General features: G+C 73.0%; 6 protein-coding genes. 1 reads left to right on the plus strand and 5 read right to left on the minus strand.

What is annotated here, in order from left to right:
* The 5 genes from ABZ885_RS26320 to ABZ885_RS26340 form a co-directional block, all read right to left on the minus strand.
* Nucleotides 1-275 (minus strand): hypothetical protein (locus ABZ885_RS26320; protein ID WP_360193371.1); only part of this gene is annotated, 275 nt, incomplete at its 3' end.
* A 53-nt stretch (nucleotides 276-328) separates the two neighbouring features.
* The gene (glgB, locus tag ABZ885_RS26325; RefSeq protein WP_360193374.1) at nucleotides 329-2,776 is read right to left on the minus strand and encodes a 1,4-alpha-glucan branching protein GlgB; all 2,448 of its coding nucleotides are present in this window, start codon (nucleotides 2,774-2,776) and stop codon (nucleotides 329-331) included.
* Between the two features lie 116 nt (nucleotides 2,777-2,892).
* Nucleotides 2,893-4,383, minus strand: a complete 1,491-nt coding sequence (locus ABZ885_RS26330; RefSeq protein WP_360193377.1) for a phosphotransferase — start codon at nucleotides 4,381-4,383, stop codon at nucleotides 2,893-2,895.
* 255 nt (nucleotides 4,384-4,638) lie between these two features.
* Nucleotides 4,639-6,363 (minus strand): maltose alpha-D-glucosyltransferase, encoded by a 1,725-nt coding sequence (gene treS, locus ABZ885_RS26335; RefSeq protein WP_360193380.1) that lies wholly within the window; start codon nucleotides 6,361-6,363, stop codon nucleotides 4,639-4,641.
* Entirely contained in the window at nucleotides 6,360-8,315 is a 1,956-nt protein-coding gene (locus ABZ885_RS26340; protein WP_360193386.1) for an alpha-1,4-glucan--maltose-1-phosphate maltosyltransferase, read from the minus strand. The genes treS and ABZ885_RS26340 overlap by 4 nt, the downstream gene beginning before the upstream one ends.
* A 1,049-nt stretch (nucleotides 8,316-9,364) precedes the next feature.
* Between ABZ885_RS26340 and glgP the strand changes: the two genes are divergently transcribed.
* Nucleotides 9,365-12,040, plus strand: coding sequence for an alpha-glucan family phosphorylase (glgP, locus tag ABZ885_RS26345; RefSeq protein ID WP_360193383.1), 2,676 nt, complete (start codon nucleotides 9,365-9,367; stop codon nucleotides 12,038-12,040).
* Nucleotides 12,041-12,215 lie beyond the last annotated feature (175 nt).

Raw genomic sequence — 12,215 nt, forward strand, 5'->3', positions numbered from 1 at the left:
ACCGGGGTGCCGAACTCCCGCTTCGACCGGGGGCCGCGCAGCCGCCGCTCGGTCAGCGCGCCCGCCACGATCACCAGGCCGGACAGGAGCGGGTAGCCCGCCTCGATCTCGGCGGCGGCGCGGGTGAAGTACCACTCCTGCTCCAAGCCGACGAGGGCGACGGCCAGGCCGGCGAGGACGGTGAAGACGGTCGCCCCGACCACCCGGGTGCGGACCAGGACCGCCCAGCAGAGCGCCGGCAGCAGGACGTACAGCAGTCTCAGGACGAACAACACGAAGCAAGCCCCCCGCCTGCTGACGATCAGTCTCAGGCGGGGAGCTTAGGCCTTCACGCCGGGCGGAGCCAGAGGGTGGCGAGCGGGGGGAGGACCAGTTCGGCGCTGCGCGGCTGGCCGTTCCACGGGGTGGCCTCGGCCTTGACCGGGCGGGAGTTGCCGACGCCGCTGCCGCCGTAGGCCTCGGCGTCGGTGTTCAGCACCTCCTCCCAGAGCTGCTCGCGGCCGTCCAGGGCGGGCAGGCCGACCCGGTGGCCGTGGCGGACGACGGGGGAGAAGTTGCAGACGGCGACCAGCGGGGTGCCGTCGGCGGCGTACCGGACGAAGGAGAGCAGGTTGTCCTCGGCTGCGCCGCCGTCGAGCCAGCGGAAGCCGTCGGGGGTGGTGTCCTGCTCCCAGAGGGCGGGGGCGTCGAGGTAGCACCGGTTGAGGTCGCGGACCAGGCGCCGCACGCCGAGGTGGTCCTCGTGGGCCGGCCACTGCTCGTCGAGCACCCACCACTGCGGGCCGTGCTCGTGGTCCCACTCCGCGCCCTGGGCGAACTCCTGGCCCATGAAGAGGAGCTGCTTGCCCGGGTGGGCCCACATGAAGCCCAGGTAGGCGCGGTGGTTGGCGCGCTGCTGCCACCAGTCGCCGGGCATCTTGGCGGCCAGCGCCTGCTTGCCGTGCACCACCTCGTCGTGCGAGATCGGCAGGATGTAGTTCTCCGAGTAGGCGTACACCATCGAGAAGGTGATCTCGTTGTGGTGGTACTTGCGGTGCACCGGCTCCTTGGACATGTAGACCAGCGAGTCGTGCATCCAGCCCATGTTCCACTTCAGCCCGAAGCCGAGGCCGCCGCTGTCGGTGGGCCGGGTGACGCCGTCCCAGGCGGTGGACTCCTCGGCGACGGTGATCACGCCGGGGCAGCGGCGGTAGACGGTGGCGTTCATCTCCTGGAGGAACGCGGCGGCGTCCAGGTTCTCCCGGCCGCCGTACTGGTTGGGCGTCCAGGCGCCGCCCTCGCGCGAGTAGTCGAGGTAGAGCATCGAGGCGACGGCGTCCACCCGCAGGCCGTCGATGTGGAACTCCTCGCACCAGTACACCGCGTTGGCGACCAGGAAGTTGCGGACCTCGGTGCGGCCGTAGTCGAACTCCAGCGTCCCCCAGTCGGGGTGCTCGGCGCGCAGCGGGTCGGACGGCTCGTACAGCGGTTCGCCGTCGAAGCGGGCGAGCGCGAAGTCGTCCTTGGGGAAGTGCGCGGGCACCCAGTCGACGATCACGCCGATGCCGTGCCGGTGCAGGGTGTCGACCAGGTACCGGAAGTCGTCGGGGCCGCCGAGCCGCGCGGTGGGGGCGTAGTAGCCCGACACCTGGTAGCCCCAGGAGCCGCCGAAGGGGTGCTCCATCACCGGCATGAACTCCACGTGGGTGAAGTTCAACTCCTTGAGGTACTGCGGGAGTTCCTCGGCGATCGCACGGTAGGTGGTGAGGTCGGGCCGCCAGGACGGCAGGTGCAGCTCGTACACCGACATCGGCGCCCGGTGGTGCGCGGCGCGGGCCCGGCGGGCCATCCACTCGCCGTCCTGCCAGCGGTACGCGGAGGAGGTGACGACGGAGGCGGTGCCGGGCGGGACCTGGGCGGCCCGGGCCAGCGGGTCGGCCTTGTCGAGCACCCAGCCCTGCCGGGTGTGGATCTCGTACTTGTACTGGGTGCCCTCGGCCAGGCCCGGCACGAACAGCTCCCAGATGCCGGAGGAGCCGAGCGAGCGCATCGGGTGCCCGGTGCCGTCCCAGTGGTTGAAGTCCCCGATCAGCCGGACGCCGGCCGCGTTGGGGGCCCAGACCGCGAAGGCGGTGCCGGCCACCCCGTCGACGGTGCGCACGTGCGAGCCGAGCGCCTGCCAGAGCTGCTCGTGCCGGCCCTCGGAGATCAGGTGCAGGTCCAGCTCGCCGAGGGTGGGCGGGACGCGGTAGCCGTCGTGCTGGGCGATCGGCTCGCCGCCGGGGTACGTCACCAGCAGCCGGTAGTCCGCCGGGCCGGATCGGCAGAGCCCTTCGCCGGCCAGCAGCCCGGTGAACAGGCCGCCCTGCTGGTGGGTGAGCTCGGCCGGGCCGTGCGCGGTCTCCACCACGACCCGCTCGGCGAACGGGCGCAGCACCCGGATCGCGGTGCCGCCGAGCACCGGGTGGGCGCCGAGCAGGGCGTGCGGGTCGTGGTGCTGCCCGCCGACCAGCCGGTCCACCTCGGCGGGCGGCAGCGGCGCCTCGGGCAGCCGCAGCACGCCGCCGGGCAGCGGGCCCGGGTCCGCCGGCACCCGGCCGGCCGGTGCGGGGTCGGCCGGTGCGGGGCCGTCCGGCGTACGGACGGCGGGTGCGGGCCCGGCCGGTGCGGGGCGCGCCGTCGCGCGCGGCTCGGACCGCCGGGGCGCCGCGGGCTCGCGCTGCGGGGAGGCCGCGGCCGCCAGGAAGGTGGCGGGCACGGAACGGTTGGTGCGGCCGGTCGGGTCGAGCGGCGTCACGGCGTGGTCCTCCTGCGGGATCGGGGTCGCCGCGGGAACGTCGGCGGCGGGGTGTGGGCAGGTTCCGGGGCAGCGGACGGGCGGGTGGTGCGGGCGGGTGGTGCGGTGGGGCGGGGTCAGACGGTGAGCGCGAGCCGGTTGATCGCGGCCAGCGGGATCGGCAGCCAGCTCGGCCGGTGCCGGGCCTCGTACACCACCTCGTAGACCGCCTTGTCGATCTCCAGGGCGCGCATCAGTTCGGGCGAGGCGGCCGGGTCGGTGCCGCCGCCGGCGGTGTAGCCGGCGCAGAAGGCGGTGCGGTTGCGCTGCGCCCAGGCGGCGGCGAGGTGGGCCAGTTCCGGGTCGGGCGGGCCGCCGGCCAGCAGGTGGGCGGCGGCGTAGTCGAAGGAGCGGAGCATCGCGGCGACGTCCCGCAGCGCGGTCTGCGGTTCGCGCCGCTCGGCGACGGACTTGGCGGGCTCGCCCTCGAAGTCCAGCAGCACCCAGCCGTGCGGGGTGCGCATGGCCTGGCCGAGGTGCAGGTCGCCGTGGATGCGCTGGACCGGCATCCCGTCCGGGTGGGCGTCGGCGAGCTGCTGGAAGGCGGTGCGCAGCGCGGCCCGGTACCGCATCAGCCCGGGGACGGCGGCCACCGCGCTGTCCAGCCGGTCGGCCATCGCGGTGGCCAGCTGGCGGGTCTGGGTGCGGTCCAGCCGGGCGACCGGCATCGAGCGGGCCAGTACCCGGTGCACCTCGGCGGTGGCCCGGCCGAGACGGTGCGCCTCGATGGCGAAGTTGCCGGGCGACGGGTCGCCCTTGAGCCGGCCGACCTGGTCGAGCGCCAGCTCCCAGCCGTCCTCGGCCTCCGGCAGGTAGCGCTGGAGCAGGCCGAGGGTGGCCGGCTCGGCGCGCTCCAGCCGGCTCTCGAACCAGGCGGCGACCCGGGGGATCCGGGTGGAGCCGGCCCGCGAGAGCGCCAGCGAGAGTTCCAGGTCGGGGTTGGTGCCGGGGTGGATGCGGCGGAAGAGCTTGAGGATGTACGAGGTGCCGTAGATGACCGAGCTGTTGGACTGCTCGGCGGTGGAGGCGCGCCCGGGCAGGTTGGCCGGCAGCCCGGAGCCGGGGGTGCGGCGGAACGACAGCGAGCCGAACCGGTCGCCGGTGGCCAGGTGCTCCAGCAGCCGTCCGCTCAGCTCGGGGTCGTGCACCGCGTCGTACAGCGCGGCGCCGTCGTACGGCCCCTGGGTGAGCCGGCCGAGGACCGCGGTCGGCTCGATGCCCGCCGGGCCCTGGGAACGGACGCCGAGCAGCAGCTGGTAGACGTCCCCGTGCGGGGCGCCGGCGGTGGTGGCGTGCTCGACCCGCAGCAGGAGGTGCAGCAGGGCCGGGTCGCCGACCTGGAGCGGGGTCCCGACCACCGGGGTGAGACCGGTGATGGGCCGCCCCTTGCCGGCGTACCAGCGCTGGGTGGGGAGCCACTCGGCGATCAGGGGCAGGGCCGCCTGGACGAGTTCGCTGACCCCCAGAGCGGTTCTCCGGGCCCCGACGGCCCCGCGGGTGCCCACCGGCACGGGGCCGGCCGGGGGGTCGCGGTGGACGTGGGCCTGAGAACGGGAGGTTTCGGACATGACTCCCTTTCCCCGGAAGCGGGCGGACTGCCCGACGGGTCTGGCCGGGTCCGTCAGTCTTCCGGATTTCGGCGGCGCGGCGGCGACGGCACGCGAGCGGTGCTCGGGTGTCACGCCTTCGTGTGGGTGGCCGTTGGGCTGTTCTCCGTACGCGGTGGTGCAGAGACCTCCGGGGGCGCGGGGGTTCAACTCGCGCCCCCGGAGGGTTTGGTGGTGCGGGTGCGGCCCGGGGGAGGCCGGGGCGCTGACGGATCGTTACTTCGATCGCCTGGTGCCGCTCAGCCGCGGGGGCCGGCGGAGCTGGAACCAGTAGAAGCCGTGGCCGGCCAGGGTGAGCAGGTAGGGCCACTCACCGATCGAGGGGAAGCGCACCCCGCCGATCAGCTCGACCGGGTACCGCCCGCCGTACTGCCGCAGGTCCAGTTCGGTCGGCTGCGCGAACCGCGAGAAGTTGTTCACGCACATGACCAGGTCGCCCTCGTACTCCCGCACGAAGGCCAGCACCGCGGGGTTGCTGGAGGGCAGTTCGGTGTACGTGCCGAGGCCGAACGCCGGATTGAGCTTGCGGATCTCGATCATGCGACGCGTCCAGTGCAGCAGTGAACTCGAACTGCTTTGCTGCGCCTCGACGTTGGTCACCTGATAGCCGTACACCGGGTCCATGATGGGCGGCAGACTGAGCCTGCCCGGGTCGGCGGAGGAGAAACCCGCGTTGCGGTCCGGGGTCCACTGCATCGGGGTGCGCACGCCGTCCCGGTCGCCCAGCCAGATGTTGTCGCCCATGCCGATCTCGTCCCCGTAGTAGAGCACCGGCGAGCCGGGCAGGGAGAGCAGCAGGGCGGTGAACAGCTCGATCTGGTTGCGGTCGTTCTCCAGCAGCGGGGCGAGCCGGCGGCGGATGCCCACGTTGGCGCGCATCCGGGGGTCCTTGGCGTACTCCGCGTACATGTAGTCGCGCTCCTCGTCGGTGACCATCTCCAGGGTCAGCTCGTCGTGGTTGCGCAGGAAGATGCCCCACTGGCAGCCGCTGGGGATGCGCGGGGTCTTGGCCAGGATCTCCGAGACGGGGTAGCGGGACTCCCGCCGGACCGCCATGAAGATCCGCGGCATCACCGGGAAGTGGAACGCCATGTGGCACTCGTCGCCGCCGGAGGCGGAGTCGCCGAAGTAGTCGACGACGTCCTCCGGCCACTGGTTGGCCTCGGCGAGGAGCACGGTGTCGGGATAGTTGGCGTCGATCTCCTTGCGGACCCGCTGGAGGAACTCGTGCGTCTCCGGCAGGTTCTCGCAGTTGGTGCCCTCACGGGCGAACAGGTACGGCACCGCGTCCAGCCGGAAGCCGTCGATGCCCAGGTCGAGCCAGAACCGCAGTCCGGCGATCATCTCGTCCTGGACCCGGGGGTTGTCGTAGTTGAGGTCCGGCTGGTGGGAGAAGAACCGGTGCCAGTAGTACTGCTTGCGCACCGGGTCGTAGGTCCAGTTGGAGGTCTCGGTGTCGACGAAGATGATCCGGGCGTCGGGGTACTGCTTGTCGTCGTCGGCCCACATGTAGAAGTCGCCGTACGGGCCGTCCGGGTCCTCCCGGGAGGCCTGGAACCACGGGTGCTGGTCGCTGGTGTGGTTCATGACGAAGTCGATGATCACCCGCATGCCACGGGCGTGCGCGGCGTCCACGAACTCCATGAAGTCGGCGAGGTCGCCGAACTCCGGCAGGACCGCCTTGTAGTCGGCCACGTCGTACCCGCCGTCGCGCAGCGGCGAGGCGAAGAACGGCGGCAGCCAGAGGCAGTCGACCCCGAGCCACTGCAGGTAGTCGAGCTTGGACGTGAGCCCCCTGAGGTCCCCGACCCCGTCGCCGTTGCTGTCCTGGAAGGACCGCACCAGCACCTCGTAGAAGACCGCACGCTTGAACCACTCGGGGTCCAGGTTCTTCTTCGAGGTCTCGGGGAAGGTGTCGGGGACGGGCTCGTTCACTGTCACGCTGGGTTCCTCCGAACCGTGAGGAGGTGAGCCGGCTCGGCTGAGGGATCGAGCCGGACGTAGTTGTGCCGGCCCCAGGTGTAGGCGGCGCCGGTGAGCTCGTCGTGCACCGCGTAGGGCCCGTCCCCGTCGAGGGTGACGGTCGCCTCCTGGACGCGGTGCGGGTCCAGGTTGACCACGGTGACGACGTGGTCGGTGAGGCCGTCGGCGGTGGTCGCGGTCTTGGAGAACGCGAGCACCCGGTCGTTGTCGGTGGGGTGGAAGCGCAGGGAGCGCAGCTGCTGGAGGGCGGGGTGGCGGCGGCGCAGCCGGTTCAGCGCGGTGAGCAGCGGGGCCAGGCTGTCCGCCCGGGTCCAGTCGCGCGGGCGCAGCTCGTACTTCTCCGAGTGCAGGTACTCCTCGGAGCCGGGGTGGGCGGGCTCGTTCTCGGACAGCTCGAAGCCGGCGTAGACGCCGTAGCTGGGGGAGAGGGTGGCGGCCAGGACCGCGCGGATCGCGAACGCGGCCCGGCCGCCGGTCTGGAGGTAGGCGTGCAGGATGTCCGGCGTGTTGGCGAAGAAGTTCGGCCGCATGTACGCGGCGGCGTCGCCGGAGAGCTCCGTGAGGTACTCGGTGAGTTCCTGCTTGGTGTTGCGCCAGGTGAAGTACGTGTACGACTGGTGGAATCCGATCTTCCCGAGGGCGTGCATCATCGCGGGGCGGGTGAACGCCTCCGCCAGGAACACCACGTCCGGGTCGGTGCGGGCGATGTCGCCGAGCACCTTCTCCCAGAACACCACCGGCTTGGTGTGCGGGTTGTCGACCCGGAAGATCCGCACGCCGTGGGACATCCAGAACCGGAGGATTCGAATCGTCTCCTTGACGATTCCGTCCATGTCCTGGTCGAAGTTGATCGGATAGATGTCCTGGTACTTCTTCGGCGGGTTCTCGGCGTACGCGATGGTGCCGTCGGCGCGGTGGCTGAACCATTCCGGGTGCTTGTTCACCCACGGGTGGTCCGGCGAGCACTGCAGCGCGAAGTCCAGCGCCACCTCCAGGTGCAGCGCCTGGGCCTCGGCGACGAAGTGGTCGAAGTCCTCCAGGGTGCCGAGGTCCGGGTGGACCGCGTCGTGCCCGCCCTCCGGCGAGCCGATCGCCCACGGCGAGCCGACGTCGTGCGGACCGGCCGTCAGGGTGTTGTCCGGGCCCTTGCGGAAGGCCCGGCCGATCGGGTGCACCGGCGGCAGGTACACCACGTCGAAGCCCATCGCGGCGACGGCCGGCAGCCGCTCGGCGGCGGTGCGCAGGGTGCCCGACCGCGGCGGCTCGACCCCGGACGGGTCGACCACCGCGCCCTCCGACCGCGGGAAGAACTCGTACCAGGAGCCGTACAGCGCCCGCTCGCGGTCCACCTGGAGCGGCAGCGGACGGGAGGCGCTGACCAGTTCGCGCAGCGGGAAGCGGGCCAGCAGGTCCAGCACCTCGGGGGCGAGCGCGGCGGCCAGCCGGGACAGCGGCGGCAGGCCGGTGTCGCGCAGCGCGTCCACCGCGGCCAGCACGTGCGCCCGGCCCTCCTTCTTCGGCACGCCGCCGGCGGCCCGCTCCAGCAGCAGGGCCCCCTCCTCCAGCACCAGCGCGGTGTCGATCCCGGCCGGCAGCTTCACCGCGGCGGTCCTGCGCCAGGTGGCCACCGGGTCGCTCCACGCCTCCACCAGGTAGGTCCAGCGGCCGGGCGCGGTCGGGGTGACGTACGCGCCCCAGCGGTCGGTGCCCTCGGCGAGTTCGCGCATCGGCGTCCAGGGGCCGCTGCGCCCGCGCGGGTCGCGCAGGACCACGTTGGCGTTCACCGCGTCGTGGCCCTCGCGGAACACGGTGGCGGTGACCAGGAAGGTCTCGCCGACCACGGCCTTGGCCGGGCGGCGGCCGGCGTCTACGAGGGGGCTGACGTCCAGGACGGGGATGCGGCCGATCACGGTGTCGCTCTCTGTCGTCTTGCGGGCGGCGGTCTTGCGGGCGGGCGCCTTGCGCGGTGCGGCGTCGGCCTTCGCGGTGGCGGCCTTCGGGGCACCGGTCTCCGGGGGTGAACCGGCCGCGGCCTTCGCGGCGGCGGTGCTCGTGGTGGTGCCCGTGGTGGTGCCCGTGGCGGTGGCGCGGCGCGTGGTGGTGCGCTTGCGCGGTGCCGCGGTCCGGCTCTCCTCGGCCCCGGGGTGTCGGGCCGGTTCGGACTGCTGCTCCGTACGGATAGCCCCGCCGCCCCGGGGCGCCGGCATCGGCGCGTCTGTCCGGGTGTCAGAATCCATCCGTCCGGCGGATTCCGCGACCGCTGGGTCGAAGGTGTCGGCCACCGGTGTGGACTGGTCCCGTGTGTCGCCGTGCATGCCAAGCTCCTGCCCGAGATCGGCGGCAGCTCCCGCGGGCCGCACGGGCCGGGGGAGTACCGGGGGGACTGCTGGGTGGGGAGGCCGTGCGACCGGAAGCCTGCCCGCGCCGCCGTCCCCGGCAACCTGCCCCGCTCCCGCTGAGCCCGTGACGGGCCGCCCGGGAGCCCGCGCGCGTCCCGGCGCACGCCTCCCGGGGCACGCCCTCGGGTGACCCAACCCACCCGTGAACGAGCAGGCCGAGTCCGAGGACACGCAACGGTGTGCGGTGAGCGCCGAATGGGCTAAGGAGGTCGGGAAACGATCAACGCGAAAGGGATTCGGACGTGCTGCTTCGAGGAGGGCGCCACCCGTCGCCGCACTCCCCGCAGCATCAACGGCCTTGGTTCATAGTCGCACCGGGGACAGGACTTTCGCAGCGGTACGACAGTAGTTTCGGCGCGCGGAAGGGGAGGATCCGCGGCCGGAAATGGAGCTTTCCCGCGATGTTCACGTATTGGTAGCGCGTCACGCCGGAAAGTGCGCCTCGCGCGCCCCCTGTGCAGTCCAATGCGCCGAATGCGATCTCATCAATAGGCCGAACGGAGGCCCAATAGCCCACTTGACGCACCATCACGACAGCGGCCGGGGCTACGCTTCACGCCGTGAAGGCAATCCGCAGATTCACCGTCCGCACCGTCCTGCCCGAACAACTCCAGCCGCTGCACGAGCTGGCCCTCAACCTGCGCTGGTCCTGGCACCCCGAGACCAGGGACCTCTTCCGGTCCGTGGACCCGGAGGTCTGGGCCGCGACCGGCGAGGACCCGGTGCGCCTGCTCGGGGAGGTCCCGGCCGCCCGGCTCGCCGCGCTCGCCACCGACCGGCGCTTCCTGCGCAGGCTCGGCGACCTCGCCGACGACCTGCGGGAGTACCTGTCCGGCCCGCGCTGGTACCAGGCCGACCGGCGCGACCCCGAGCAGGGGGCCGCGGGCGCCGCCCAGCCCGCCGCCATCGCCTACTTCTCCCCCGAGTACGGCATCGCCGCGGCCCTGCCCCAGTACTCCGGCGGGCTCGGCATCCTGGCCGGCGACCACCTCAAGGCCGCCAGCGACCTCGGTGTCCCGGTCATCGGCGTGGGACTGTTCTACCGGCACGGCTACTTCCGGCAGTCCCTCAACCGGGACGGCTGGCAGCAGGAGCGCTACCCGCTCCTCGACCCGGACGAACTCGCCGTCACCCTGCTCCGGGAGGGCGACGGCACCCCCTGCCGGGTCGACCTCCCGCTGCCCGGCGGCCGCACCCTGGCCGCCCACGTCTGGAGGGCCCAGGTCGGGCGCGTCCCGCTGCTGCTGCTCGACTCCGACATCGAGGCCAACTCGCCCGCCGAGCGCGACGTCACGGACCGCCTCTACGGCGGCGGCAGCGAGCACCGGCTGCTCCAGGAGATGCTCCTGGGCATCGGCGGCGTCCGGGCGGTCCGCGCCTACGGCCGGCTCACCGGCCACCCCGCCCCCGAGGTCTTCCACACCAACGAGGGCCACGCCGGCTTCCTCGGCGTCGAGCGGATCCGCGAGCTGATCGCGGACGCCGGGCTGGACTTCGCCGCCGCCCTGGAGGCCGTCCGGGCCGGCACCCTGTTCACCACCCACACGCCCGTCCCGGCCGGCATCGACCGCTTCGACCGCGACCTGGTGGCCCGCCACTTCGGCGGCGACGCCGCGCTGCCCGGCGTCGCGGTCGAACAGGTGCTCGCGCTCGGCGCCGAGACCTGGCGCGGCGGGGACCCGAAGCTGTTCAACATGGCCGCGATGGGCCTGCGGCTCGCCCAGCGGGCCAACGGCGTCTCCACCCTGCACGGCGAGGTCAGCCGGTCGATGTTCAACGGCCTCTGGCCCGGCTTCGACGCCGCCGAGGTGCCGATCACCTCCGTCACCAACGGCGTGCACGCCGCCACCTGGATCGACCCGGCGGTGGTCCGGCTCGGCGCCGCGGAGATCGGCGCCGACCGCGCCGAGGACGCCATGACCACCGGCGACGCCAAGCGCTGGACCGGCCTGGAGAGGATCGGCAACACCGACGTCTGGGAGCTGCGCCGCGCCCTGCGGGCCCAGCTGGTGGACGAGGCCCGGCGCCGGCTGCGCGCCTCCTGGCACCAGCGCGGCGCCGGCGAGGCCGAGCTGGGCTGGGTCTCCACGGTGCTCGACCCGGACGTGCTGACCATCGGCTTCGCCCGCCGGGTGCCCTCCTACAAGCGGCTCACCCTGATGCTGCGCGACCAGGAGCGGCTGCGGTCCCTGCTGCTGCACCCGACCCGCCCGGTGCAGATCGTGGTCGCCGGCAAGGCCCACCCGGCCGACGACGGCGGCAAGCGGCTGATCCAGCAGCTGGTCGCCTTCGCCGACGACCCGGCCGTCCGGCACCGGATCGTCTTCCTGCCGGACTACGACATGGCGATGGCCCGGCACCTCTACCCCGGCTGCGACGTCTGGCTGAACAACCCGCTCCGCCCGCTGGAGGCCTGCGGCACCTCGGGGATGAAGGCCGCGCTGAACGGCTGCCTCAACCTGTCCGTCCTGGACGGCTGGTGGGACGAGTGGTACGACGGTCAGAACGGCTGGGCGATCCCCACCGCCGACGAGACCGGCGGCGTCCTGGACCCGGAGAGCGGCGAGGCCGAGCGGCGGGACGACCTGGAGTCCGCCGCACTGTACGACCTGATCGAGCACCAGGTGGCCGCCCGGTTCTACGACCGGGGCGAGGACGGGCTGCCGCACCGGTGGATCGCCATGGTCCGGCACACCCTGGTCACCCTCGGGCCCAAGGTGCTGGCCGGCCGGATGGTCCGCGAGTACGTCGACCGGCTGTACACGCCGGCCGCACTGGCCCAGCGCGAGCTGGCCGCCGCCGGGTACACCGGGGCGCGCGAGCTGGCCGCCTGGAAGGCCCGGGTGCGGGAGGCCTGGCCGGCCGTCCGGGTCGAGCACGTCGAGGCGGACTGCCCGGACGAGGCGCAGGAGCTGGGCAGCGCGCTGGCGCTGCGGGTGCAGGTCACGCTCGGCACGCTGGAGCCGGGCGACGTCGAGGTGCAGGCGGTCTCCGGACGGGTGGACGAGTCGGACGGCATCTCGGACGTCTGCCTGCTCGCCCTGAAGCCGGTCGGCGGGCCGGACCTCGACGGGCGCACCCGGTACGAGGGCTCGCTGGAGCTCTGCCGGACCGGCCCGTTCGGCTACACCGTCCGGGTGCTGCCGGCCCATCCGCGGCTGGCCTCGCCGGCCGAGCTCGGCCTGGTCGCGCTGCCCGCCGAGTCGGCCGGGATGGACGCGGGCCTGCTGCGCTGAACGGGCGACCGCCGGGGGAGGCCGCGACCTCCCCCGGCGGGCCCGGGACACGCCTAGGGTCTGTCCGGCGGATCTAGACCCAACGCCGTTCAGTTAAGCGTGGGGCCTGCATGTCAAGGCCGGTAGGCAAAGCAGCGGAGCTCCCGTAGAAGAGGTCTGTCCTCCAAGACATCCT

Origin of the sequence: Kitasatospora sp. NPDC047058 (assembly GCF_040643935.1) — a bacterium.
Classification (GTDB): domain Bacteria; phylum Actinomycetota; class Actinomycetes; order Streptomycetales; family Streptomycetaceae; genus Kitasatospora.